21 protein-coding genes are annotated in these 23,813 nt (G+C 67.5%); 10 read left to right on the forward strand and 11 right to left on the reverse strand.

Going from position 1 to position 23,813, the window contains the following annotated elements:
• The first annotated feature begins 839 nt into the window (after window positions 1–839).
• The 3 genes from AC3A6J_RS12105 to AC3A6J_RS12115 all read left to right on the forward strand — a co-directional run bounded on the left by AC3A6J_RS12105 (window position 840) and on the right by AC3A6J_RS12115 (window position 3,985).
• Window positions 840–1,958, forward strand: a complete 1,119-nt coding sequence (locus AC3A6J_RS12105) for a Fic family protein (RefSeq protein ID WP_487860185.1) — start codon at window positions 840–842, stop codon at window positions 1,956–1,958.
• 275 nt (window positions 1,959–2,233) lie between these two features.
• Window positions 2,234–3,250 (forward strand): hypothetical protein, encoded by a 1,017-nt coding sequence (locus AC3A6J_RS12110; protein WP_487860186.1) that lies wholly within the window; start codon window positions 2,234–2,236, stop codon window positions 3,248–3,250.
• 333 nt (window positions 3,251–3,583) lie between these two features.
• The gene (locus tag AC3A6J_RS12115) at window positions 3,584–3,985 is read left to right on the forward strand and encodes a DUF6194 family protein (protein WP_487860187.1); all 402 of its coding nucleotides are present in this window, start codon (window positions 3,584–3,586) and stop codon (window positions 3,983–3,985) included.
• 66 nt (window positions 3,986–4,051) lie between these two features.
• Here the strand turns inward: AC3A6J_RS12115 and AC3A6J_RS12120 are convergent, their stop codons facing one another.
• The gene (locus tag AC3A6J_RS12120) at window positions 4,052–5,026 is read right to left on the reverse strand and encodes a GlxA family transcriptional regulator (RefSeq protein ID WP_487860188.1); all 975 of its coding nucleotides are present in this window, start codon (window positions 5,024–5,026) and stop codon (window positions 4,052–4,054) included.
• Between the two features lie 309 nt (window positions 5,027–5,335).
• On the opposite strand from AC3A6J_RS12120, the gene AC3A6J_RS12125 reads away from it, so the two are divergent.
• A complete protein-coding gene (locus AC3A6J_RS12125; protein WP_487860189.1) occupies window positions 5,336–6,043 on the forward strand; it encodes an autoinducer binding domain-containing protein in 708 nt (235 codons plus the stop codon).
• Here AC3A6J_RS12125 and AC3A6J_RS12130 read toward each other — a convergent pair.
• Window positions 5,964–6,689: an acyl-homoserine-lactone synthase gene (locus AC3A6J_RS12130; protein ID WP_487860190.1), complete on the reverse strand. Its 726-nt coding sequence runs from the start codon at window positions 6,687–6,689 to the stop codon at window positions 5,964–5,966. The genes AC3A6J_RS12125 and AC3A6J_RS12130 overlap by 80 nt on opposite strands.
• Window positions 6,690–7,076: 387 nt before the next feature.
• Here AC3A6J_RS12130 and AC3A6J_RS12135 point away from each other — a divergent pair, with 387 nt between their 5' ends.
• Window positions 7,077–7,520, forward strand: a complete 444-nt coding sequence (locus tag AC3A6J_RS12135) for a chorismate mutase (protein ID WP_487860191.1) — start codon at window positions 7,077–7,079, stop codon at window positions 7,518–7,520.
• 145 nt (window positions 7,521–7,665) lie between these two features.
• Window positions 7,666–8,271 carry a helix-turn-helix domain-containing protein gene (locus AC3A6J_RS12140; RefSeq protein ID WP_487860192.1) on the forward strand — a complete coding sequence of 202 codons (606 nt, stop codon included), beginning with the start codon at window positions 7,666–7,668 and terminating at the stop codon, window positions 8,269–8,271.
• 190 nt (window positions 8,272–8,461) lie between these two features.
• Here AC3A6J_RS12140 and AC3A6J_RS12145 read toward each other — a convergent pair whose 3' ends face one another.
• Window positions 8,462–9,304 carry a DMT family transporter gene (locus tag AC3A6J_RS12145; protein ID WP_487860193.1) on the reverse strand — a complete coding sequence of 281 codons (843 nt, stop codon included), beginning with the start codon at window positions 9,302–9,304 and terminating at the stop codon, window positions 8,462–8,464.
• Window positions 9,305–9,326: 22 nt separating this feature from the next.
• Window positions 9,327–11,522: an aminodeoxychorismate synthase component I gene (gene pabB, locus AC3A6J_RS12150; RefSeq protein ID WP_487860194.1), complete on the reverse strand. Its 2,196-nt coding sequence runs from the start codon at window positions 11,520–11,522 to the stop codon at window positions 9,327–9,329.
• Between the two features lie 399 nt (window positions 11,523–11,921).
• Here pabB and AC3A6J_RS12155 point away from each other — a divergent pair, with 399 nt between their 5' ends.
• Both AC3A6J_RS12155 and chrA read left to right on the forward strand, forming a co-directional pair.
• Window positions 11,922–12,119: a hypothetical protein gene (locus tag AC3A6J_RS12155; RefSeq protein WP_487860195.1), complete on the forward strand. Its 198-nt coding sequence runs from the start codon at window positions 11,922–11,924 to the stop codon at window positions 12,117–12,119.
• Window positions 12,120–12,213: 94 nt separating this feature from the next.
• A complete protein-coding gene (gene chrA, locus AC3A6J_RS12160) occupies window positions 12,214–13,455 on the forward strand; it encodes a chromate efflux transporter (RefSeq protein WP_487860196.1) in 1,242 nt (413 codons plus the stop codon).
• 16 nt (window positions 13,456–13,471) lie between these two features.
• On the opposite strand, the gene AC3A6J_RS12165 is transcribed toward chrA, so the two are convergent.
• The 4 genes from AC3A6J_RS12165 to AC3A6J_RS12180 form a co-directional block, all read right to left on the reverse strand.
• The gene (locus AC3A6J_RS12165; protein WP_487860197.1) at window positions 13,472–14,275 is read right to left on the reverse strand and encodes an SDR family NAD(P)-dependent oxidoreductase; all 804 of its coding nucleotides are present in this window, start codon (window positions 14,273–14,275) and stop codon (window positions 13,472–13,474) included.
• A gap of 122 nt (window positions 14,276–14,397) precedes the next feature.
• Window positions 14,398–16,026, reverse strand: a complete 1,629-nt coding sequence (gene groL / locus AC3A6J_RS12170) for a chaperonin GroEL (RefSeq protein ID WP_487860198.1) — start codon at window positions 16,024–16,026, stop codon at window positions 14,398–14,400.
• A 44-nt stretch (window positions 16,027–16,070) separates the two neighbouring features.
• Window positions 16,071–16,397 carry a co-chaperone GroES gene (locus AC3A6J_RS12175; RefSeq protein ID WP_487860199.1) on the reverse strand — a complete coding sequence of 109 codons (327 nt, stop codon included), beginning with the start codon at window positions 16,395–16,397 and terminating at the stop codon, window positions 16,071–16,073.
• Window positions 16,398–16,570: 173 nt separating this feature from the next.
• Window positions 16,571–17,242, reverse strand: a complete 672-nt coding sequence (locus tag AC3A6J_RS12180; protein WP_487860200.1) for a diguanylate cyclase — start codon at window positions 17,240–17,242, stop codon at window positions 16,571–16,573.
• Between the two features lie 207 nt (window positions 17,243–17,449).
• On the opposite strand from AC3A6J_RS12180, the gene AC3A6J_RS12185 reads away from it, so the two are divergent.
• Window positions 17,450–18,520: a glycosyltransferase family 4 protein gene (locus AC3A6J_RS12185; protein ID WP_487860602.1), complete on the forward strand. Its 1,071-nt coding sequence runs from the start codon at window positions 17,450–17,452 to the stop codon at window positions 18,518–18,520.
• A gap of 2 nt (window positions 18,521–18,522) precedes the next feature.
• A complete protein-coding gene (locus AC3A6J_RS12190) occupies window positions 18,523–20,667 on the forward strand; it encodes an amylo-alpha-1,6-glucosidase (protein WP_487860201.1) in 2,145 nt (714 codons plus the stop codon).
• A gap of 76 nt (window positions 20,668–20,743) precedes the next feature.
• Here AC3A6J_RS12190 and AC3A6J_RS12195 read toward each other — a convergent pair whose 3' ends face one another.
• The 3 genes from AC3A6J_RS12195 to AC3A6J_RS12205 are packed head-to-tail and all read right to left on the reverse strand — an operon-like array spanning window position 20,744 to window position 23,786.
• Window positions 20,744–21,715 carry a Bug family tripartite tricarboxylate transporter substrate binding protein gene (locus AC3A6J_RS12195; protein WP_487860202.1) on the reverse strand — a complete coding sequence of 324 codons (972 nt, stop codon included), beginning with the start codon at window positions 21,713–21,715 and terminating at the stop codon, window positions 20,744–20,746.
• Window positions 21,712–22,752: a Gfo/Idh/MocA family protein gene (locus AC3A6J_RS12200; protein ID WP_487860203.1), complete on the reverse strand. Its 1,041-nt coding sequence runs from the start codon at window positions 22,750–22,752 to the stop codon at window positions 21,712–21,714. Before AC3A6J_RS12200 ends, AC3A6J_RS12195 begins: the two co-directional genes overlap by 4 nt.
• Entirely contained in the window at window positions 22,749–23,786 is a 1,038-nt protein-coding gene (locus AC3A6J_RS12205; protein ID WP_487860204.1) for a Gfo/Idh/MocA family protein, read from the reverse strand. The genes AC3A6J_RS12200 and AC3A6J_RS12205 overlap by 4 nt, the downstream gene beginning before the upstream one ends.
• Between the last annotated feature and the right edge of the window lie 27 nt (window positions 23,787–23,813).

A 23,813-nucleotide genomic window follows, 5' to 3' on the forward strand; every position in this document is an offset into this window, starting at 1 on the left:
GGCCGCAGCACTGCTCCAGGGCAATGGTTCCATCACGCGCGGCACGGTGGAGGCGGCGCTCGGGCGCACGAGTGGCGGTCGGCCGCTTCAGCCGTCCATGCCGTCCGCCAACGTTCCCATCCGGCCCGTTCATGCGAGCAGTGGCGGCCGCACAGTGCTGGTGGTCGAACACAAGGGCCGGCGAGGAACGCTCAGGCTCAAGGCCCGCGACAACGACATGGCGGAAGTCCGCTTCGGCGATGGCTCCAGCGACTGCGTGAGGCTCCAGGAACTGCGGCTCGTGTGCTGGGCCACGGAAGAAGAGTCGTCGCGGCGGCCGTAAGCGGCAAATGCAACTGGCGAATATGTGAACTTTCTCCTTCTTTTTAGAAGGACGCTCACTTACAGTCGCGCCATGATGAAAAGACGGTCCACATGCTCTCGCTGATTGCGGAGCTCAAGACGTTGCAGTGCCGCGCGAACCATGGCGGTCGGATGGAGGTGCCGCCACCCAGCAAAGAGGGCGAGCACGAGACGCCGAGATGTCCTACCCGGCAGCCGTCTTGGTCCGCGACTCCTTCTTGTACCGCTTCATCAAGGAGCTCATGAGTTCCGAGGGGTCTACCTCAAGTCCGTTTTACAAGGAGATAAGACTGGTCAATGAAAGGCTGGGCGTGGCCGTTCGCTCGCGTTGTTCGATGTGCTCGTGAGCGGCCTGCAGATATGAGTAATAGAACGATGCAGCTCGTGGTCGAAAACCCGGAGGTCGGCTTATGCCGATGCGGTGATTGGCGGCGGCATTCTCCGCACATAACGCGGCAAATATTGCGGTTACGGCGAATCCCGTGTTTAATCTCCGCATGTTTTACGGAGAAAACCTCTACCTTTGGGAGGCGGGCGACTGGCCTGATTGGCGCTACGACCTACCAGCACTGACCAAGCCTCTGACCGAGGTCAGCCGCGCCCAGGGCATGCTGCTCGGGCGTCTGGCCGACGTGGGACTGGCGCTGCGCGGGCAAGCCAGCCTTGCCGCGCTGACCGAAGACGTGGTCAAGACCAGCGAAATTGAAGGCGAGGTGCTCGACGTCGAATCCGTGCGCTCGTCCATCGCGCGTCGCTTGGGTGTAGACATCGGCGCGGTCGCGCCGGTGGACAGGCATGTTGAAGGTGTCGTGGAGATGGTGCTCGACGCCACTTCCCGTAGTGCCGAACCGCTGACCGTCGCGCGCCTGTTCAGCTGGCATGCGGCGCTCTTTCCGACTGGGTATTCGGGCATGAGCAGAATCTCCATCGGCCGGTGGCGCGACGATGCCGATGGGCCGATGCAGGTGGTGTCTGGCCCGGTGGGCCGTCGCAAGGTTCACTACCAGGCGCCGCCCGCCGCTGTGCTGTCCGGCGAAATCGCGAGATTTCTGTTGTGGGCGAATGAGGACGCCGGCGAACCGGCGCTCATCAAGGCAGGCCTCGCGCACCTGTGGTTTGTCACGCTGCATCCCTTCGATGACGGCAATGGGCGCATCGCGCGCGCAGTGGGTGACCTGTTCCTCGCCCGCGCCGACGGCAGCCCGCAGCGCTTCTACAGCCTCTCGGCGCAGATCCAGCGCGAGCGCAAGGACTACTACGACGTGCTGGAGCGTACGCAGAAGGGCACGCTCGACGTGACCGGCTGGCTGTCTTGGTTCCTCGGCACGCTGCAACGCGCCATCGCTAGCGCGCAGATCACGCTGGATCTCGTGCTCGCCAAGGCGCACTTCTGGCAACGCTGGGCGGGCGTGCCGTTGAACGAACGGCAGGTGAAATTGCTCAACCGCCTGCTCGACGGTTTCGAGGGCAAACTCACCAGCAGCAAGTGGGCCGCCATCGCCAAGTGCTCGCCGGATACTGCGTTGCGCGATATTACGCAGTTGCTGGAGCTGGGCGTGCTGAAGAAATCACCCGGCGGCGGGCGCAGCACCGGCTACGAGCTCGCGGGCCACTAGGCCACGGAGACCGTCGGAGGCGAGGCCGACTGCCAGGAGTACTTGCGCGGTGGCGCGGCGCATCCGCCGGTCAGTCTTCTGAAAGTGCGCGAGCGCCCGGAGGTCAAGCGCCAGCTGTCGGGTGTTGATTCCATCGGAGGCCGGCGGTCATGCCGCTATGAGAGATCGCTGGTCCTGCCCTCGGGATCACTGCCTACCCAGCCTTGCGGATGATGCCGACGGATGGCAGCGCACGCCCGGGAAAAAGTCTCAGCTCAACAAAAAAAGGAGCTGCCATGGCCCAGTACGGCGTCAATCCCCCGGTCGGCGTGGTCGAAGCGTCGACCTCTCAGAGCGGTGTGTCCTGGGGCGCGATCTTCGCCGGCGCCGCAGGCGCCGCGTCGCTCTCGCTCGTCCTCCTGCTGCTCGGTACCGGGCTCGGGATGTCGTCGATCAGCCCCTGGTCGAGCCAGGGCGCCAGCGCGGCGACCATCGGCATCGCCACGATCCTCTGGCTTTCCTTCATGCAGCTCGCGGCCTCAGGCCTGGGCGGCTACCTGGCCGGCCGGCTTCGCACCAAATGGGCCGGCATCCACACGGACGAGGTCTTCTTCCGCGACACGGCACATGGTTTCCTTGCATGGGCCGTGGCCACGCTGCTGACGGCGGGGCTACTGAGCTCGGTGGTGGGCTCGATGCTGGGCACGGGCGCTCAGGCGGGCGCCACGGTTGCAGGCGGTGCCGCCGCGGCTGCGACGGTGGCTGGCGCGGGCGCCGGTGGATCGCAAGCGGCGTCGAGCAGCGGCCCCGGCCCGATGGGCTATCACATCGATGCGCTGTTCCGCCAGGAGCCGCGCGGCGCTGGCTCCGTGCCCCCGGTGGCCCCCGCATCCGCCGCACCCCCGGTACCCGCGGCACCCAACGAGGCGAGCACTGCCTCCGCATCGCTGCCCGTCGCCACGACGGCGCCGCCGCCCCCGCCCGATGCGGCAGCGGCCCACGCGGAGATCGGCCGCATCTTCGCGAACGGCATGCGCGATGGCGCGCTGCCCGCGGAAGACACGCGCTACGCAGCCCAGCTCGTCGCCCAGCGCACGGGCCTGAGCCAGCCCGAAGCCGAGAAGCGGGTCAACGACATCTTCGCCAAGGCCCGTGCGGCGCGCGACGACGCGCAGGCGAAGGCCAAGCAGGCCGCCGATGCGGCGCGCAAGGCGTCGGCGTACGCCTCGCTGTGGATGGTGGTGTCGCTCTTCATCGGCGCCTTCGTTGCGAGCTTCGCCGCCACGTATGGCGGGCGCCGTCGCGACCTCTGAAGAAGCCGTTCGATCAATCACAAGGAGATCACCATGCCTTCACTTCTGCTCTGGTTGCTCGGGGTTCCGATCCCCGTGATCATCCTGCTCGCCATATTGTTCTAGGCGTTCTGGGCAAGGGCGCGGCAATCGGCGCTGCGCTGGCGTTCTCCAGCGATCGCGACGAGCCCTTGACCATCTGCCAGAACGACCTACTGCGCCGGACCGACTTCATGCCGCTCGGATGGGCAGCCGGGGCTCCCGCGCGGCATCAGCGGCAGCGCTCTGCTCGATCGACCTCGTCGCGGGCGAACGCGCCCGCGGCATGGAACCCATGATTGAACGTGCGATCCGATGAGCGAAGACGACATCACGCAATACATCATCGAGTCACTCGGCGGCGGCCACTTCCAGGTCGCAGACGAGAACACCTTTCTCCTCCACGGCACCGACAACAGGTTCCCCTTCGCGACCATCGTCACCAGGGACGACGAATTCGACAGTGCCTCCAACCTCAACCGATCGGGCGTCTTTCGCCTCAACATCGGCATCGACAAGGAAACGTTTCGTGCGCTGTTCGGCGCACCGAAGGCTGCCGGTGTGGACTTCACCGCGCTCGACGAACTGATGCCCCATCCGCTCTACGCGAAGATGTACTGGATCAGCGTGATCAACCCGAGCGAAAAAACGTTCGGCATCGTCAAGCCGTTGATCAGCAAGGCCCGCGCCCTTGCGGCCGCAAGGGACACGCGCTAGTACTAGCCTTCAATCGCGGCACAGGCAAGAAAGCCCGAACCTACGTGGCTTCGCTCGATTCGCATCTCACGCGCCGCCTTGTCTATATCTTGCCTGGGCCAGCGCCTGCTGCCGCCGGTACTCGGCCGGCGCCATGCCGAGGTTGCGCACGAAGGCCCGCCGCATCACCTCGTGCGAGCTGTACCCGCACTGCGCAGCGATGGCCTTGAGTGGGCGCGTGCTTGACTCGATCAGGCGGCATGCCGCATCGAGCCGGATCTGCGCGACGGCACGCGCCGGCGTGAAGCCCGTCGTGCGCCGGTAGTAGCGCGCGAAGGTGCGCCAGGACATCAATGCCTGGGCCGCCAGCCGCTTCACGGTGAGCGGCTCGCGCAGATGCAGCGTGATCCACAGGTGCAGCTGTGCGATGCGCTCCTCGCGCGCAGGCCGCTCGATCAGCATGCTGCGAAAGCCCGAGGGGGCGTAGGCCGCGCTGCCCGGCGCAGGCAGCCGCGCCGCGATGGCCTCGGCCCAGCGTCTTCCATGGTCCTGCTCGATCCACGAGAGCGCCACGTCGATGCCTGTGGCGCAGGTGCTAGAGACCCAGCGGCTGCGGTCCGCAGCCGCGGAGCCGGTGTGGCGGGCCTCGGGGCTCCTCGCGCCAAGCCGGGCCGGGGGCGTGCGCACGGCTTCCGCGAGAAGCTGCAGTGCCGCCGTCCCGAAGACGGCCCCCCGTTCCACATGTGCCTGATGGCGTGCGAGCCATTCGCGAGCGCGTGCCCAGGCCTCGCGCTGGAAGGTTCCGGTTGCTGCGCCGGGACCGGCGGCGACGACAAGTGTCTGCGGAGGTTTGCCCAAGTGCCGCGGCAATGCTGCTGCGGCAATGGCAACGCCGCTCGAGCTCTGCACCGCTTCGCGTTCCGTACTGATCAGCCGTACATGGTAGGGGCCTGTGCAGGCGGTCATCTCGGCGAGGCCGTTCGCGATCTTGAGCACCTCAAGTGCGCCGCTGACTTCCAGCAGCGAAAATCCGGGGAGCAGCAGGAACGAGACCGTGTGCATCACTGGTGGGCAATGTTCCCCTCATGGAGCGGTCGCGGCCCGGCAGTGTCCTGGAAGGCCGATTCGATCGGCCGTTGCCGTGTCGGAGCGGGACAGTCTCCCAATTGGCAGAAATCGTGGTGAATCTGTGGGCTGCGCACGCAGCCAGCTTCTAGACTGCGCCGATCATAGTTGTCGAACGGCATCAGTGGCCATGAATCCCAGTGCGTCGCTCCGACCTCCACGCCAGTCCTGCGGCCGTGCGTTGGGCCCGCCATGGCGGCCCCGTCGCGAAGGCACATCGCCAAGCCACGGGCGCGGAGGCGCCGCATGAAAGATTGGACGCAACGGGTGCTTGCGCGGCTCACCAGGGCGAGCGATGCGCACGGCGCATTCGAGCAGATCACGATCGCTGCCAGGCACCTGGGGTTCGAGCATTGCGCCTACGGAATCCGCATGCCGTTCCCGTTCACTCGGCTGAACATCCAGATGTTGAGCAACTACGACCAGGGATGGCGCCAGCGTTACATGGATGCGGGTTACGTGGAGGTGGACCCCACCGTCGTGCATGGAACGCGCAGCCTCCAGCCGGTGGTCTGGAGCGACAAACTCTTCGGCAAGGCACCGCAGATGTGGGATGAGGCCCGATCGTTCGGCTTGCGTGTCGGCTGGGCTCAGTCGGTCTTCGAGCCCGACGGGCGCGTCGGTATGCTGTCGCTCGCGCGCTCGAGCGACCGGCTGACAAAGTCGGAGATGCGCGCGCACGACCCGCTGCTCAGATGGCTGGTGAACACGGCTCACTGCGCGCTCTCGCCGTACCTCGGCAGGAGCCCACTGGCCGACATGGAGCCGTTGACTGCGCGGCAGTGGGAGGTGATGCGCTGGACGGCCGACGGCAAGACCAGCGAAGAGATCGCGGCCATCCTCAACATCTCGACAGCGACGGTCAACTTTCATGTCAAGAACGCGATGGCAAAGCTGCGGGCCAACAACAAGAACGCGACCGTGGCGCGCGCGGCGCGCCTGGGCCTACTTTGAAGCTCGCGGCGGCGCTCAGCGGGGCGCGCCGCGAGCGGGCCTGCGCTGCCGCCGCCGGCGCGCAGATCGTCTCGCCCGGTGGGCACCAGCGCGCATCGACATCGATGAGGCAGGCCATCAGGTACTGGTCACCGATTCGCAGCGGCGGCGCGACGCGTCGCGGAGTCAGGCCGGCCCTGCGCAGGATCCTTTCGATTCCGACCGGTGAGACGCTGACCAGTTGCCGTGCGCGCTGCCTGGCGACGACGCGCATCGCCCGCGCCAGCAGCGCGAGCGCAGTCGAAGGCACGTCGGCACCACCGCTTTCTCGACGGGCTGCGCCGAGGTCCACAGCGGCGAAGCGCGAGAGTTCCCATACGCGGGGACTGTTCGGCGCCGGCGCACCGCCCAGCAGTTCGGGAAAGACGGACGCGAGCAGATAGGGGCGCTGCGTCGAAAGCAGCCTCGCCGTGCCGACGATGGCCCCCGCCGCGTCGCGCGCGATGAGGTACCAGGTGTCGGGACGATCGAACTGGTCCAGTTCCAGACGGCCACGCGTCGGCAGGTCCCAGCCTAGCTTCTCCACGAAGACCTCGTACCGGTAGCGGGCCATGTCGGAGAGCAACTCCGACGGCAATTGCTCGGGCGTTCCAGCGATGATGTCCATGGCGTCCCCTTTCTGCGTGAGGCTGCATTACATCGGGATGACAGCGGCGCCGGCACTACCAATGTTCATAGTGCCGGCGTGGCTCGGCGCGGCGCGACGGGAGGCGAATCCGATGCCGTGCCGTGCTCGGATCAATCCACGCACGCCACGCCGCGGCGCCTGCACATTGCATGAGATGAACAAGCATCACTGCCGCGCGTCTCCGGCAGCCTCGGCCTCCGAGGAGGATGGATGATTTGAGACCTCCTGCAAGGCCGCTGCAGATCGGGGTCTCTGTTGTTCCACATGCAAGCCTTGATGACAAGGCCGGCGAAATGAATCATCTATCGCCGGCATTCGCTTTCGTCCATGTACCGGGCACATACCGGACCGTTGAGTTGATTCCGCATGACGCACGCCGCGCATTGGCGCCCGACCCGCAGCCCTGTTCGAAACTCTGTCAACAAGACCACCATGACACACATTGCTCTGTGCGCAACCTCACCACCGGACCGCCCGAAGGGTGCGTCCGGTTCCGGCTCGACCACTGCACCGGACGATGCCCAGCGCCGGCTCGAAGACATGCGGTCGGAACTCGATGCCATCGATGCCCGGCTGCTCGAGAACCTGCGACAGCGGCTCGAGATCTGCACGAGGATCGGATTGCACAAGAAGGCCCATGCGATCCCGATGCTTCAACCGGCGAGGATCGGGTTCGTTCATCTGCGGGCGGCGGCCTTTGCCGCCGTGCATGGCCTTCGGCCGGGCTTCGTGCGCGCCGTCTACAACCTCGTCATCGCGGAAAGCTGCCGGCTCGAGGACGAGATCTGCCGCGCGCGGCGGAGTGCCTGATGGCGCCGGTCCGACAAAAGGCTCACGCTACCTTCGCACGCCACTCGCGCAGGCCAAGCGACGCAGGGACGCATTGAATCCGATGGCACGCAAGCAGGTGGCATCGCCCTTTCCCACCGCCCGGCCCCTCAGGCTACCGGCGTCGTTGCTTCAACGCGCTCGTGCGCCAGCGCTGCCTGCACGCAGCGCCCCGGCGTCGCGCATCGGCGCACAGATCAAGGCCCTGCGGATCGCCTCGGGTGCCTCTGGCGGCGAACTCGCGCAGAACGCCGGCATCTCCCGGTCCATGCTTTCTCGCATCGAGCGCGGCCTGGTGTCGCCTTCGGTCGAGACGCTCGATCGCATCGCGGGTGGCCTCGACGTGTCGATGTCGCGCTTTTTCTCCGACCAGTTCGACCGCACCGACTTCTGCCATGTGCCGGCAGGCACGGGCATTCGGATCGACCGCATCGGCGCCGTCGCCGGCTACGGCTACGAGCTGCTCGGGCATCTGCTGTCGGGCAACCTCTTCGTCGAACCGTACCTCGTGCGTCTCGAAGAGGAGGCCGAGCCTTACGTGAGCTTCCAGCATCCCGGGCTCAAGTTCCTGTACATGGTTTCGGGGCGAGTGAGCTATCGCTATGGCGCCAAGGTGGTCGAGCTCGGCAGCGGCGACTCGCTGCTGTTCGAGGCGAGTGCGCTGCACGGCATCGAGGCCATCCATGAACCGCCCGTCGCCTACCTCAGTGTCGTGTTCTCGCTGCGCGACTGACCTTCCGTCGGCTTTGGAAAGCCCCTGGATCGTGCCGCTGCACTGTCGCTCCAAGAGGGTTGCAGCGGTGTCGCTGCGCGCGCAGCCAAGCGACGCGCCTCAGGTTGCGTGCAGTGTCTCGTGGCGATTGGCTCCGTCGTGGACGACGAGGTCAGGGATCACGAGCGGGGCCCCGCAGGTACCCGCTGGCTCAATTCCCCCGGTCATGATGGCTCCAGAATGCCGCACAGGCGCCTGCCACCGCGATCAGCACGATGCCGCCGATCGCGCCCAGGTCCGGCACTTCGCCCCAGACGAAGTAGCCCAGCAGCACGGCCCAGACGATGATGCTGTAGCGAAATGGCGTGACGATCGACAGGTCCACGCCACGGCAGGCTGCAATGAGCGCGTAGTTGCCTGCTGCGGCGCATGCCGCGGCGGCAGCGAGCGCCGCAAGCTCATGAGGTTCCAGCGCGCGCCAGTGCTCCCCGAGGCCCATGAGGCCGCCGACGATCGCGACCGCCAGCGTGGTGGCGCTCGCGATCGCCGCCGAGGGGATAGAGGCGGCCATGCGCCGGGTCACAAGGTCCCGAGCGGCGAGGGAGACGGCGCACAGGAGCGCGCAGACGATGCCGACGGTCGGAACGTCGACCTCCAGCGATGGCCTGACGACAAGCAGGGTTCCCGCAAGACCGGTTCCTGCGGCGAGCACGCGCCATTTGCGCCATGGCTCCCATCGCAGCGCCATCGCGGCCATGGCAATGAGCAATGGTGCGGTCATCATGAGCGATGTCACGACGGCCAGCGGCACCAGCGAGAGCGCGACGACGGAGGCGAGCGCCGTCGCCACCTCCAGCGCGCACCGCACGCCCATGACAGGCTGCAGGAGGTGATGCCAGCCGCCCCACGCGCGGGCAGTGGCGGAAATCACCAGGACGCTCGCAAATGCGCCACGTACGGCAAGGATCTGCCCCGGAGGAAGCCGGTCGGCGATGAGCTTGACGAAGGTGTCGTTCGATATGTAGCACGCCATCGCTACAAGCATGAGGGCCACGCCCCGGCGGTTCGCCGCCGCGCTAGCCACGGCCGGATGGCGGGTCGTTTCCGGCCTGTTCCGCGTCGTCCGGAGGGGCCGGACCGAGCGACGGACCCCCCGCGCGTTCGTCGGGTGGGGATGTGCCCGGCGTCGGCCCCAGCGGGGCGCCGCATTCCCGAAGTGCGTCCCAGGGCGCGCGGGCCTTGAGGACGATCTCGTCGACCTCCTCGTCCGGATCGGACATCGCGACGATCGCGCCGCCCGCGCCGATGGAGACGAGGCCGTTCGCAACCACGATCGTGCGGATCACGATGTTGAGCTGGGCGGTGCCGTTGAGCGAAAGATAACCGAGGCTGCCGGAGTAGATGCCGCGCGCGGCGCCCTCCAGCTCATCGAGGATCTTCATCGTGCGTACCTTGGGCGCACCTGTCATCGAGCCGCCCGGGAACACGGCACGCACGCATTCCACTGCACCGAGGTCTTCGTGCAGCCGTCCCCTGATCGTGCTGACCAGTTGGTGGACCGTGGCGTAGGTCTCCACTTCGAACAGGCCGGGCACGTGCACGCTGTTGATCTCGCAGACGCGGTTGAGGTCGTTGCGCAGCAGGTCGACGATCATCAGGTTTTCCGCGCGCGTCTTCTCGTCGGCGAGAAGCGCCTCGGCGAGGGCGAGGTCATCCTCGGGCGTCGCGCCGCGCGCCGCGGTACCCTTGATGGGCCTGGAGTCGACCGTCCTGTCGCTGCCGATGCGCAGGAAGAGTTCGGGCGAGGCGCAGAGCACAACGTAGCCGCCCGTGCGCAGGTAGGCCGCATAAGGCGCGGGATTGCGTGCGCGCAGGACGCGGTAAACCGCGAGCGAGTCGATGCGACCTTCGCCGACGAGCTGATTGGTCAGGCAGACCTCGTACGTCTCGCCTTGGAGGATCTCGTGCTGGCACCGCAGGATCAGGTCGCGGTACGAGGGTAGTTCCACCTGCCACCGAAGCTGCTTCAATCCCTGTGCACCACCCGTCGGCGGCGCCTGCCGAGCGGCCTCCTGCATGTCCGCGGGCGACGCACGCGTGAGCAGTTCGTGCATGGTGTGCATCCACCTGAGGTTGTCCTCGCACGGCGTGCCTTCGTCGAGACAGACGATCCAGATCTGCTGCTCGGCATGGTCGAACGCGAGGAACCGGTCGGCCATGAGCCACACCGCGTCCGGCGTCGTGGCGTCATGCCGGTACTGACCTTCGAGTTCACGTTTGAGCTCGTAGCCGAAAAAGCCCACGTAGCCGCCGGCGAACTCGAATGGCAGACTCGGTCCCACGGGCGGGGAGTTCGGCAGATGGTCACGCAGATAGTCGAAGATGCTTTCGTTGCGCGTCTGCACGACGGCTCCCCGGCGTATCAGGAGTTCGCGTGGAGCGGTCCAGTAGGTCAGCACCTGGGCATGAGGTCCCGACGCATCGCCCATGAACGAAAAGCGCGCCCGTCCTGGCTCGGCCAGGCTGCTGTCGAGCCAGAACGAGGTCTCGCTTTGGGAGAACGCGGCAATGAACACGCTTTCCGCGCGCGCCGCACTGTCGATGCAGTCCGCGTGCAGCGAGAAAGGTCGTGACAGGCCGGCGCGCGAACCGGGCGCGACATGGCCTACTGCCTCGCGCCGCGCGAGTTCGGCACACCACTCTTCGCTCAGCTCGAGGAAGTTCCGCAGCAGCCTGGCACCGAATTCCGTGCAGATCGACTCCGGGTGGAACTGCACGCCCCACCAGGGGCGGGAGATATGGCGCAGCGCCATGAGCGTGCCGTCCGCGGTCCAGGCCAATGGCTGCAGCGACGCGGGCAGCTGCGTGACGGCGAGCGAGTGGTAGCGCACCGCCTCGAAGCGGTCGGGAATGCCGCGAAACAGGTCACGTTGGGCATGGGAGACGCGGTCGAGTCGCCCGTGCATAGGGCGGGCCGCGAGGTCGACCGTGGCGCCACAGTGGTGGGCAATGGCCTGGTGGCCGAGGCAGACGCCGAGCACGGGCTTGCACGAGCGCTGCAGCGCATCCGCGGAGATGCCCAGGTCGGCGGGCCGCTGCGGGCGTCCCGGACCCGGCGAGATCACGATGTTGTCGAATTCCAGCCGTTCGACTTCGTCCCAGCTCATCTGGTCGTTCTTCACGACCAGCGGAACTTGCCCGCTGCACGCGGCCAGGTACTGGAAGAGGTTGTAGGTGAACGAGTCGTGATTGTCGATCAGCAGCGTGCGCATGATGGGTCCTTCCGCCGAAACGTCACATGGTTCGTTGCGGCGTGGTCCCGGGCAACTGGCAGTGTTGATAGGTGCGAGGCGCAGCCCGGCCGTCAGAACGGGGGAGCACGGCAGATCGGCAGCATGGGAGCACGCTTTGATGCGCTTGCGCCGGCTTGCAGCTTCGGTCCAGTGTCGAGACAGCCGGATCGCAGCGCCGGACTGCCCGGACGCGTCGAACAGATCCGAGGACCTGGATGACCACCGGGCCGGGCAAGTGCTAGCCCGAACCGAAGGCGCAGGCGCAGGCGAGGCCGAGGGAGATGCGGTATGCGTGCCTGGAGCGCAGCCACGGCGAGGCGCAGACCTACACGCGCCCATCGCCGACCGACGTAGCTTGCCGCAATCAGGAGCTGCGACATGAACAACGATCCGCTTTCGACCCAGCCGAGCGATGGGGCCGCTTCGCAGCCACATTCGCCGGCACCCGCGCCCCCAAAGACCGAGAGGCGATCTCCGACGCGCGAGGACAGCGAGGACATCGACGTGTCGGAGTCGACCGGCGGCAGTGCGCTCGAGGAAGAGGCAGAGCGAAACGGCGGCCGGGATCCCGGCTGATCCGGCAGGGACCGGGACGGGCGATTCGCGCTCACAATGCGCAGGGCCGGGCGGACAGCAGGGTGCGCTGCCCGCGAAGAACGTGCCAGCTGCAATGAAACTCCCCGATCCAACCTCTTCCTCTTCACTTCCCGAACCCGCTCGTACCGCCCGCCGCCCCGGCGGGCCGTTCGAAGTGCTGTGGGTTTTCTTTCGGCTCGGCCTGACTTCGTTCGGCGGGCCGATCGCGCACCTCGGCTACTTTCGCACCGAGTTCGTCGAGCGGCGCCGCTGGCTCGACGACCGCAGCTATTCCGACCTGGTGGCGCTGTGCCAGTTCCTGCCCGGACCCGCAAGCAGCCAGGTGGGCATGGCGCTCGGCCTCTCGCGCGCCGGGTGGCTCGGCGCGCTGATGGCCTGGGCCGGTTTCACGCTGCCTTCGGCCTTTGCGTTGATCGCGTTCGCTTACGGCATCTCGCGCTACGGCAACGTCGCCGCCTCGGGTGCCGTGCACGGGCTCAAGGTGGTGGCCGTGGCGGTGGTCGCGCAGGCGGTCTGGGGCATGGCGAAATCGCTGTGCCCCGACCGGCCGCGCGCCGGCCTCGCGATCTTCGCCGCGCTGCTCACGCTGCTGCTGCCGTCGGCGCTCGCCCAGGTCGGCGCGATCCTCGTCTGCGGCCTGATCGGCTGGTGGTTGTTGAAGCAGTCGCAGTCGCAGGCGCCGAGCCACATCGGCTATGGCGTGACGCGGCGCGCCGGCGTCGTCGCGCTGGCACTGTTCGCCGTGCTGCTCGTGGGGCTGCCGCTGCTGGCCGCGGCCAGCGGCTCCTCACTCTGGGCGCTGGTCGACGGCGTCTACCGCGCTGGTGCGCTGGTCTTCGGCGGCGGGCATGTGGTGCTGCCGCTGCTGCAGTCCACGCTCGTGCCCGCCGGTGCGGTGAGCAATGCCGACTTCCTCGCGGGCTACGGCGCGGCGCAGGCGGTGCCTGGCCCGCTCTTCACCTTCGCGGCCTACCTCGGGGCCGTGATGCAGGGGCCGGTTCCGGGCTGGGCCAGCGGAATGCTGTTCCTGGTGGCGATCTTCCTGCCGGGCTTCCTGATGGTCGTGGGCGCCTTGCCGTTCTGGGATGCGCTGCGCCAGCGCACGTCCGTCCAGTCGGCCATGGCCGGCGTCAATGCGGGCGTGGTCGGCATCCTGCTGTCGGCGCTCTACGACCCGGTGTGGACCGGCGCCATTCACGGCCGCGCCGACTTCGCGCTGGCGCTGGCCGCCTTCGGCCTGCTCGTCTATGCGCGCCTCTCGCCGGTGCTCGTGGTGGGGCTTGCGGCGGCCGCCGGGTGGCTGTTCTTCGGCTGACGGCCCCAGGCTGCTGCTACTGCTCCTGGTAGTTCCACAGCAGTCCGCCATCGACGACGATGCTGCTGCCCGTGATGTAGCGCGCGTCGTCCGAGGCGAGGAACGCCACCGCGCCCGCCACATCGACCGGCTCGCCCATGCGCCCGAGCGGAATCTGGCCCAGCAGGCGCTGCAGCTTCGCGGGATCGTCGAGCAGCTTCGCATTGATCGGCGTGCGGATCGCACCGGGCGCCACGTTGTTCACCGTGATGCCGAGCGGCGCGAGTTCGATCGCGGCATTGCGCATCAGCATCTTCAGGCCGCCCTTGCTTGCGCAGTAGGCCGTGAAGTTGGGAAAGGGCAGCTCCTCGTGCACCGAGCTGATGTGGATCACGCGACCCGGGCGGCCTGCGGCTGCCAGGGCTTTCGCCAACGCCTGCATCAGGAAGAACGGGCCCTTGAGGTTCACGTCGAGCACCGCGTCGTAGTCTTCTTCGCTCGCCTCCAGAAAGCTCGCATGCCGCTCGATGCCGGCGTTGTTGACGAGAATGTCGACGGCCGCGAAGCGCGCGAGTGCGCGCGGCATCACTTGGCGCACGGCCGCCGTGTCGGCCATGTCGGCGGCCACCACTTCGCAGGCGCGCCCCAGCGCCTCGATCTCTCGCGCCGCTTCGCGCGCGCGGTCGTCGTCGCTGCGCACGTGCAGCACGATGTCGGCGCCTTCCTGCGCCAGCCGCAGCGCAATGGCCTTGCCGATGCCCTGTGCCGCGCCGGTGACCAGCGCGGTCCTGCCGTGCAGCCGGCCGCCGGACGGGCCGGTGTCGTTCGATGTGTCTGTCATGGCGTCTCCCAAAAAGCGGATTGGATACGTGGATGCCGAAGGCGGCAAGCTGAAAAAAAACGGCGCCCCTGCCGGGACGCCGCTTGGCCCTTGGAGAAAAAGAGCGACGCGACGAAGCGGACTCAGAAGTCCATGCCACCGCCCGGCGGCATTGCCGGCGCCTTTTCGGCGGGCTTCGGCAGCTCGGCCACCGTCGCGTCCGTCGTGAGGATGAGGCCTGCGATCGACGCAGCATTCTGCAGCGCGGTGCGCGTGACCTTCGTCGGGTCGACCACGCCGAGCGCGACCAGGTCGCCGTACTCGCCGGTCGACGCGTCGTAGCCGTGGTTGCCCTTGCCCTCGAGCACCTTGGCCACCACCACCGAGGGTTCGACGCCGGCGTTCGCGACGATCGCGCGCAGCGGCGCCTCGAGCGCGCGCAGCGCGATGCGGATGCCCGCATCCTGGTCGGCGTTGGCGCCCTTCAGCTCGGCGAGCGCAGCGCGCGCACGCAGCAGCGCCACGCCGCCGCCTGGCACGATGCCTTCCTCGACGGCCGCGCGCGTGGCATGCAGCGCATCGTCGACGCGGTCTTTCTTTTCCTTCATCTCGACCTCGGTTGCGGCGCCGACGCGGATCACGGCCACGCCGCCCGCGAGCTTGGCCACGCGCTCCTGCAGCTTCTCGCGGTCGTAGTCGCTCGTGGCCTGCTCGATCTGCGCCTGGATCGACTTCACGCGTGCGTCGATGTGCGCCTGGTCGCCCGCGCCGTCGATGATGATGGTGTTCTCCTTGTGCACCTCGACGCGCTTGGCGCGACCCAGGTCCTCGAGCGTGGCCTTGTCGAGCTGTTTGCCGGTCTCTTCCGAGATGACCGTGGCGCCCGTGAGCACCGCGATGTCCTCGAGCATCGCCTTGCGGCGGTCACCGAAGCCCGGCGCCTTCACGGCCGCGACCTTGAGCACGCCGCGCATCGAGTTGACCACCAGCGTCGCGAGCGCTTCGCCCTCGACCTCCTCGGCCACGATCAGGAGCGGCTTGCCGGCCTTGGCCGCGGCCTCGAGCACCGGCAGCAGTTCGCGGATGTTGGAGATCTTCTTGTCGTGCAGCAGCACGAGCGGATCGTCGAGGTGCGCGACCTGCTTCTCGGGGTCGTTGATGAAGTAAGGGCTGATGTAGCCGCGGTCGAACTGCATGCCCTCGACCACGTCGAGCTCGTTGTCGAGCGACTTGCCGTCCTCGACCGTGATCACGCCTTCCTTGCCGACCTTCTCCATCGCGTCGGCAATGATCTTGCCGATCGCCTCGTCGGCATTGGCCGAGAGCGCGGCCACCTGCGCGATCTCGCGGCCCGTGGAGATCGGCTTGGAGAGCTTGCGCAGTTCCTCCAACACGGCGGCCGTGGCCTTGTCGATGCCGCGCTTGAGGTCCATCGGGTTCATGCCCGAGGCCACGTGCTTCATGCCCTCCTGCACGATGGCCTGTGCGAGCACGGTGGCAGTGGTGGTGCCGTCGCCGGCCACGTCGGCCGTTTTCGAGGCCACCTGCTTCACGATCTGCGCGCCCATGTTCTCGAACTTGTCGGCGAGTTCGATCTCCTTGGCCACCGACACGCCGTCCTTGGTGATGGTCGGCGCGCCGAAGCTGCGCTCGAGCAGCACATTGCGACCCTTCGGGCCGAGCGTCACCTTCACCGCGTCGGCCAGGATGTTCACGCCCGCGACGATGCGCTGGCGGGCGTTGTCATGGAATCGGACGTCCTTGGCAGTCATGTGTTCATCACTCCTCGTGTCACAACGATAGGTTTTTCGGGATGTCAGGCGACGCGCTTGAGGCCGCCGCGGTCGCTGCTGCTGCTCTCGACGACGGCAAGGACGTCGTCCTCGCGCAGCACCAGCAGTTCCTCGTCGTCGACCTTGACCGTCTGCCCGGCGTACTTGCCGAACAGCACCTGGTCGCCGGCCTTCAGGTGCAGGGGGCGCAGCGTGCCGTCCGCGAGCAGCTTGCCCTGGCCCACCGAGAGCACCTCGCCCTGTTCGGGCTTCTCCGCCGCCGAGTCGGGAATCACGATGCCGGAAGCCGTCTTGCGCTGCTGTTCGATCCGCTTGACGATCACCCGGTCGTAGAGAGGATGAAGTTTCATGTTCAATCTCCTAAGCGATGCAGGTCATCAAAAAAGAGAACCCCGCGCCGGCGTGCGGCCGGTGCGGCAATGGGTTCGTTCCCCCGGCACCGAAGTGCCGGCGCGCGAGAGCTATGGGCGCCTTCGCGGCGCTTCAAGGCCCCGCGCGCCAAAAATTTTTGTGACGATTTTTTTCAGCGACCGCCGAGCACGATGCGGTCCGCGCGGCCGAGCCGGTAGACGGTGCGGTGCGACGCCGCGTCGGCATGCGGCGGCTGCGGCATGACCGGGCAGGGCAGCGGACGGCCGCCGCTGTCGTCGAGCGTGGCGTCGTCATCGTCTGCCACGGCAGCCCAGAGGCCGTGCTTGCGCGGACGGAACAGCCAGCGCAGGTAGCCGCGGTGCGCGGCCAGGCGCATCAGCGCCTCGCGGTCGGGCGCCTCGGCAATCACATGTGCACTGCTGCTGCTTGAATCGTTCGCGCCGTCGTCGTCGTAGTAGCCGAACGCGCGCCGGCCGTCGCTGACTTCGGTCGCGGGCGCGCCCAGCCGCCACCAAGCCGGCCGCTCGATGCGTTCGACGTCCCAGGCGCCGAGTTGCCATGCGGCCTCGAGCAGCGAGCGCTCGAGTTCGTCGAACAGGCCCGGCGGCCCCGGTGACAGGTCGACCTGCGCCATCGACTGCGGCACCGGACGCACCGGCAGTTCGACGCCTGGCAGGCGCAGCGGGGTCTGGCGGAAGAAGCCGTGCCAGTGCAGCGACAGCAATGCGGGCGCCTCTTCGCGCGCCACGGCGGTGACGGTCACCGCATAGAGCGGCAGCCCCATCGCATCGGACTGGTCGGCCACGGTTTCGAGAATGTTCATTCGAGAAAGCCTCCTTGCACTTGCCATAAAAAATCTAGGGCAAGCGCGCGCTGCGCGCAAGCGGCGCACGGCCGAAAAGCGGCTCTTGAAATCCCGCGCGGCCGTCGCAAAATAGCCGCCCGGAAGCTCGGCGCGTGGCGTCGCACGCCTCCTTTCTCCGCCTTGTTTCTTGTCCATTCATTCCCTTGCGAGGAGATTGTCTTGACGATGAAGATCGCGCAGATCGCCCCTCTCTACGAAGCCGTGCCGCCGCGGCTCTACGGCGGCACCGAACGGGTCGTCGCCCACCTGGCCAATGCCCTGGTCGATCAGGGCCACGAGGTGACGCTGTTCGCCTCGGCCGACACCGAGACCCGGGCCAGGCTCGCGCCGATGCGTGCCCAGGCCCTGCGGCTCGATCCGGCCCCGCTCAAGTCCGATCTGGCCAGCCACCTGAGCATGCTGCACGAGGTGCGACGACGTGCGCACGAGTTCGACGTGCTGCATTTCCATGTCGACCTGCTGCATTTCCCGTTCTTCGAGGACATGGCGGAACGCACGCTCACCACCTTGCACGGTCGCCTCGATATCGCCGACCTGCCCGGCGCCTACATGCGCTGGAACCGCTATCCGCTGGTCTCGATCTCGAGGCACCAGCGCAAGCCGCTGCCGTTTGCGAACTGGCTCGCGACCATTCCGCACGGGCTCGACGAGACGCCCTACGCCTTCTCGCCCGAGCCCGCCGGCTACCTCGCGTTCCTCGGTCGCATCTCGCCCGAGAAGCGGCCCGACCGCGCGATCGAGATCGCGAGGCGCGCGGGCCTGCCGATCAAGATCGCGGCCAAGGTCGATGCGGCCGACGCGCGCTATTTCGAGCAGGTGATCCGCCCGCTGCTGAACCATCCGCTGATCGAGTTTGTCGGCGAGATCGGCGATGCGGACAAGGCCGCGTTCCTCGGCGGTGCGCGCGCGCTGTTGTTCCCGATCGACTGGCCCGAGCCCTTCGGCCTGGTGATGATCGAGGCGATGGCCTGCGGCACGCCGGTGATCGGCTGGCGCTGCGGCTCGGTGCCCGAGGTGATCGAGGAGCGCATCAGCGGCCGGATCGTCGAGAGCGAAGCGGAGGCCGTCGAGGCGGTGCATGCGATCGGCGGGCTCGACCGCAGGCGCGTGCGCCAGGCCTTCGAGCAACGCTTCTCGGCCCGCGCGATGGCGAGCGCCTACGTCGAGCAGTACCTGCGGCTCGTGGGCGGCGGCGTGCTGCCGCCGCAGCACCGGCTCTACAAGGAGGCCGCCTAGCGATGAATGCCGAAGTGGCTGCCACCGAACAGGCCGAAGCCGCGCCCGAGCGCGCCGTGCACCATGCCTTCGTGCTCAAGGAGGGCGACACCTACTTCGTGATGGATGCGCACGGCGATGTCGGCGGTGGTGTCGACGGCCTGTTCCACGACGACATGCGCATGCTCTCGAGCTTCGTGCTGCGGCTCGACGGCGCGAGGCCGTCGCTGCTGTCGAGCGGCGTGGGCGCCGACAATGTCTTCTTCACCGCTAATCTCACCAACCGGCCGCTGCCGGTGCTCGGATCGACCTCGATGCCGCAGGGCGTGATCCACATCGAGCGCAAGCGCTTTCTCTGGAACGCGCGGCTGTTCGAGCGCATCCGGCTCGTCAACTACGGCGACCAACCGGCCGAGGCGCCGCTCGCGTTGCAGTTCGGCGCCGACTTCCGCGACATGTTCGAGGTGCGCGGACAACAGCGCGCGCGGCGCGGCGAGTTCGGCACGCCCGAACTGCGCGCGCAGGGCGTGGCGCTGCGCTACCAGGGGCTCGACGGCGTGCTGCGCCGTGCCTGCATCGACTTCTCGCAACTGCCGCGGCGCCTCGATGCGGGCAGCGCCGAGTTCGGTGTGCCGCTCGCCGCGCATGGCCACTGGACGCTGTTCGTCGAGGTGGGCGCAGAACCCGCCACGCCGAGCGCCGAGCGCTTCAGGGAGGCCGGGGTGCTCGCCCGCTGGCGCATGCGCGCGCGCCAGCGGCGCGGCGCCCGGCTCGAGGCCTCGGGGCGCCTGTTCCAGGCTTGGCTCGACCGCTCGCGTGCCGACCTCGCGCTGCTCACGACGGACCTTCCGACCGGGCCCTATCCGTATGCGGGCATCCCGTGGTTCTCGACGCCCTTCGGCCGCGATGCGATCGTCACGGCATTGCAGACGCTGTGGATCGATCCGCGGCTCGCGCAGGGCGTGCTCGAGTTTCTCGCGGCGCGCCAGGCGCAGCAGACGTCGAGCTTTCGCGATGCCGAGCCCGGCAAGATCATGCACGAGACCCGCAAGGGCGAGATGGCCGCGGTCGATGAACTGCCGTTCGGCCAGTACTACGGCGGCGTCGACACCACGCCGCTCTTCGTGGCGCTGGCCGGCGCCTATGCGCAGCGCACCGGCGACCGCGCGACCATCGACCGCATCTGGGGTGCGCTGTGCGCCGCCTGCGAATGGATGGAGCGCAACATGGCGCGCCATCCCGACGGCCTGCTCGCCTATCAGCGCGGCGAGGCCAGCGGCCTCGTCAACCAGGGCTGGAAGGACAGCCACGATTCGATCTTCCATGCCGACGGCCGCACCCCCGAAGGCCCGATCGCGCTGGTCGAGGTGCAGGGCTATGCCTATTCGGCTTTGCTTGGCATGGCCTTCATTGCCGAGTGGCGCGACGACCCCGGCGTTGCGCGCTGGCGCGAACGTGCCGAGGCCCTGCGCGAAGCCGTCGAGCGCCGCTTCTGGCTCGACGGGCCGCAGTTCTATGCGCTCGCCATCGACGGTGCGAACCAGCCCTGCCGCGTGCGAGCCTCCAATGCAGGGCACCTGCTGTTCGCGGGGCTCCCGGCCGGCGAGCGGGCGCGCGCCGTCGGCCGCGAGTTGCTCTCGCCGGCCTTCGCGTCGGGCTGGGGCATCCGCACGCTGCCCAACGAGGCCGTGCGCTTCAATCCGATGTCGTACCACAACGGCTCGGTGTGGCCGCACGACGTGGCGCTGTGCGCGGCCGGCATGGCGCGCTACGGCGAGCGCGAGGGGGCGGTGCGCATCCTCGACAACCTGTTCGAGTCGGCCGCCCACTTCGGCATGCGGCTGCCCGAACTGTTCTGCGGCTTCGATCGCCAGCCCGGCGATCCGCCGATTGCGTACCCGGTGGCGTGCCTGCCGCAGGCCTGGGCGGCGGGGTCGGTGTTCATGCTGCTGCAGGCCTGCCTCGGACTCGAGGTCGACGGCATCCGCGGCCAGGTGAACATCGTGCAGCCGCGGCTGCCGAGCGACATCGACCACCTGCATCTGAGGCATTTGCGCGTGGGCGATGCGCGCGTGGAGCTGCATTTCCAGCGCATCGACGGGCGCGCGGTCACGGTCGCGCAGTCGTCGGCCGGCGGGCCGAAGGTGCAGGTGAACCTGCAGATCTGAGAAACTCGAACCCCGTCGGATGATGCTGCTCGCGGCGATACCTTCGCCGTTCAACGCGTCGCAACTGCGCCTGCTCTTAGTCGATCTTGATGTTCGACTCCTCGATGACCCGTTTCCATTTCGCCGCCTCCTTGTTCGCAAAGGCCGTTGCGTCTTCCGTGGTCCCGCCGGTCGGCTGAATGCTCAGTTCGGCGAGCTTGGTCTTCATCGCGCTGTCGTTCAGCGTGGTGTTCAGGCTCTTGTTCAAGCGAGCGACGACGTCCTTTGGCGTGCCGGTGGGTGCAAGGAGGATGTACCAGACAACAAGCTCAAAGTCCTTGATGCCCGATTCGGCCACGGTCGGCAAGCCGGGGAACATGGGCGAGCGCTGTAGTGTCGTCATTGCAATGCTCTTCAGCTTTCCGGACTTCACGTACGGCATGGCTTCCGGTGCGAGGATGAGCATGAAATCCACTTGCCCCGCCATCAGGTCCTGCACGGCCGGCGCGCCACCCTTGTAAGGAATGTGCGTGACGTTCACGCCCGCGGCCCGTTTGAACAGCTCAGTCGCCAGATGGTTCGGCGTGCCCGCGCCGGGGGACGCGAAGTTGCGCCCCGGATTGGCTTTGAGGTAGCCCAAGAACTCGGCCATGTTGGTGGCCGGCACAGAAGGGTTCGCCGCAATCATGGCGGGCACGTCGGCCACGCGACCCACGGCGGTCAGCTCTTTCGATGCGTCGAAGCTGAGTTTTGGGTACAGGACGGGATTGATGGCCTGCGTCGTCATGGTCGACAGCAACAGTGTGTAGCCGTCGGCCGGGGACTTGGCTGCGACGCCGGCGCCGATCGCTTCGCCTGCGCCCGGCCGGTTGTCGATGACGACGGCCTGCCCCAGGTCAGCTGCCATACGCTGGCCCAGCAGCCGGGCCAGCACGTCGGTGGTGCCACCGGGCGCATAGGGCACCACGATCTTGATCGGCTTGTTCGGAAAGTCGTCCGCCGCGGTTGCCGCGCCAGTGGTGCACGCGAAAGTCGCGAACACGAGTGCCAACGTTGTCCATGTCTTCATATTTGCCTCTGCTTATGGTTGGGGGAACTGGGTTCGAAGGCGGCGGCCACGATGATCTTGTCGATGAGCCGGTGCGTCAGCAACGCCTCGTCGCCGTTGACGGCGGGGGCCCGGCCTTCGGCGATTGAGTCAAGAAAATCCCTGTGCAGCGCCAAATGCGCCGCTGGCGAAAAATCCATGATCGAGTCGCCGCTGCCCGACTTGGCCTCGCCTTCGACGAGCTCGGTGCGCCCATCGTGGTACTGCACGCGCAGGGTTCCGCCCACCAGCGATGCTGTGGCCCGGGCAAAGATGAGTTCGAGCGACTCGGCCCGCCCCGGGTACATCGCGGTCGTGGCCATCAGCACGCCGGGTGCGCCGTTGCCCAGGGTGAGCAGCGCCGCCGCGAAATCTTCGGTTTCCATGCGGTGGATGTCGGTCGTGCGCACCTGCGAGGCGATCACGTCGCGCACACCGACCAGGCTGCGGAACAGGTCCAGTGCATGCACGGCCTGCGTCAACAGCACGCCACCGCCATCGCGTGCGACCGAGCCGCGCCCGGGCTGGTCGTAGTAGCCGGCCTGCGAGCGCCACCAGGGGATCTGCAGCACGCCTGCCTGCAGCACGCCGAGTGCCGATGACGCGATCAACTCCCGCAGCCGGATTGCGCCGGGCCGGAAGCGGTGCTGCAGCACCACGCCGAAGCACAGGTCCGTGGCTGCTGCGAGGCGGACCAGCGCTTCGGCCTTGGCCAGGCTCACGTCCAGCGGCTTCTCGACCAAGGTGTGCTTGCCCGCCGCAAGGGCCTGACCCGCGATGGTCAGGTGGGTGTGCGCGGGCGTGGAGACGATCACGAGCCGCACCTCGGGATCTTGCAGCACCTGCGCGAGGTCGTTGGTCAACCGCGTGTGGGCGGGCACCTTGCCTTCGGCCTTCGCCGGGTCGCTGTGCGAAAAGGCCCAACGCAGGTCGACGCGATCTTGCAGCTCGCGCAAGGCGGCCAGGTGCGGTTCCGAGCCCGGACCAAGGCCGATCAGGCCAACGCCGAGTCGCGTCATCGCGCACTCTCCACCTGTGCGCCGGCTCTGCCTTCGGCTTTGGCTTGCGCCTCGAGCGCCAGCCGGCTCACCGTGAAGCTGTGTGCATGTGGGATGGCGGTTTGTGTACGGCGCTCGATGTCTTCGACCAGCTTGGTGAAGAAGGTGATCGGCTCGCTCGTGCAGTCGATGTGGCGGGTGCCGGTGCGGTCGCCCAGAAAGAGATGGTCGGTCCCGGCGCGGCCCTCGATGTCCATGTACTTGCGCAGTTCGATCGAGCCTTCGGTGCCCGTGATGAAGAGCCTGCCATCGCCCCAGGCCGGCATGCCGTCGGGCGTGAACCAGTCGACGCGCACGTAGCCTCGCGCGCCGTTGTCGCGCGAAACCAGCGCGACTTCGCCAAAGTCCTCGAAGTCCGCCGTCGTCGTGCGGCCGAAGTGCGCCACGCTGGCCAAGCTGACCTCGGCGTCGCTCGATCCAGTCAGCACCAGGAACTGGTCGATCTGGTGCGACGCGATGTCGGCCAGGATGCCACCGCTGCTGGCTTTGTCGAAGAACCACGCGGGGCGGATGCCCTGGTTGAGCCGATGCGGGCCCATGCCCAGCGTGTGGATGACTCGGCCGATGGCGCCGTCTGCAATCAGCCGCTGTGCCGTCGCGACCGAGGGCACGATCATCCGCTCCGAAAAGCAGATCGCGTAGAGCCGTCCGGTGTCGCGCACGGTGGCTTCGACCTGCGCCAACTGCTCGGCGCTGACCACGCCAGGCTTGTCGGTGAGTACGTCTTTGCCATGCTTCATCGCGGTGATCGCGATCTGGGCACGCTCCGAAGGCACGCCGGCGGTGACGATCAGGTCGATGGCCGGGTTCTGCAGCAGTTCATCGGCACTTTCGCATTCTTCGAGCTGAGGAAAGCGCCTGCGCACGCCGTCGAGAACGCGCGGGTCTGAGGTAGCGGACAGGTAGCCTGCGCAAGTTGCACCGGCCTGGAGCAGGCCCTCGATGAGGTGGAAGACGTGCCGGTGGTCGATGCCGATAACTGCGAACGTGATCATGCGGCGGAGTCTCGAGTCGTACGGCCG

It is taken from the genome of Variovorax sp. Soil_C_39 (genome assembly GCF_057656815.1).

Coding starts and splice junctions, on each gene's coding strand:
- AC3A6J_RS12105 (WP_487860185.1), top strand. CDS start 840: ATGTTTTACGGAGAAAACCTCTACCTTTGGGAGGCGGGCGACTGGCCT.
- AC3A6J_RS12110 (WP_487860186.1), top strand. CDS start 2,234: ATGGCCCAGTACGGCGTCAATCCCCCGGTCGGCGTGGTCGAAGCGTCG.
- AC3A6J_RS12115 (WP_487860187.1), top strand. CDS start 3,584: ATGAGCGAAGACGACATCACGCAATACATCATCGAGTCACTCGGCGGC.
- AC3A6J_RS12120 (WP_487860188.1), bottom strand. CDS start 5,026: ATGCACACGGTCTCGTTCCTGCTGCTCCCCGGATTTTCGCTGCTGGAA.
- AC3A6J_RS12125 (WP_487860189.1), top strand. CDS start 5,336: ATGAAAGATTGGACGCAACGGGTGCTTGCGCGGCTCACCAGGGCGAGC.
- AC3A6J_RS12130 (WP_487860190.1), bottom strand. CDS start 6,689: ATGGACATCATCGCTGGAACGCCCGAGCAATTGCCGTCGGAGTTGCTC.
- AC3A6J_RS12135 (WP_487860191.1), top strand. CDS start 7,077: ATGACGCACGCCGCGCATTGGCGCCCGACCCGCAGCCCTGTTCGAAAC.
- pabB (WP_487860194.1), bottom strand. CDS start 11,522: ATGCGCACGCTGCTGATCGACAATCACGACTCGTTCACCTACAACCTC.
- AC3A6J_RS12155 (WP_487860195.1), top strand. CDS start 11,922: ATGAACAACGATCCGCTTTCGACCCAGCCGAGCGATGGGGCCGCTTCG.
- chrA (WP_487860196.1), top strand. CDS start 12,214: ATGAAACTCCCCGATCCAACCTCTTCCTCTTCACTTCCCGAACCCGCT.
- AC3A6J_RS12165 (WP_487860197.1), bottom strand. CDS start 14,275: ATGACAGACACATCGAACGACACCGGCCCGTCCGGCGGCCGGCTGCAC.
- groL (WP_487860198.1), bottom strand. CDS start 16,026: ATGACTGCCAAGGACGTCCGATTCCATGACAACGCCCGCCAGCGCATC.
- AC3A6J_RS12175 (WP_487860199.1), bottom strand. CDS start 16,397: ATGAAACTTCATCCTCTCTACGACCGGGTGATCGTCAAGCGGATCGAA.
- AC3A6J_RS12180 (WP_487860200.1), bottom strand. CDS start 17,242: ATGAACATTCTCGAAACCGTGGCCGACCAGTCCGATGCGATGGGGCTG.
- AC3A6J_RS12185 (WP_487860602.1), top strand. CDS start 17,450: ATGAAGATCGCGCAGATCGCCCCTCTCTACGAAGCCGTGCCGCCGCGG.
- AC3A6J_RS12190 (WP_487860201.1), top strand. CDS start 18,523: ATGAATGCCGAAGTGGCTGCCACCGAACAGGCCGAAGCCGCGCCCGAG.
- AC3A6J_RS12195 (WP_487860202.1), bottom strand. CDS start 21,715: ATGAAGACATGGACAACGTTGGCACTCGTGTTCGCGACTTTCGCGTGC.
- AC3A6J_RS12200 (WP_487860203.1), bottom strand. CDS start 22,752: ATGACGCGACTCGGCGTTGGCCTGATCGGCCTTGGTCCGGGCTCGGAA.
- AC3A6J_RS12205 (WP_487860204.1), bottom strand. CDS start 23,786: ATGATCACGTTCGCAGTTATCGGCATCGACCACCGGCACGTCTTCCAC.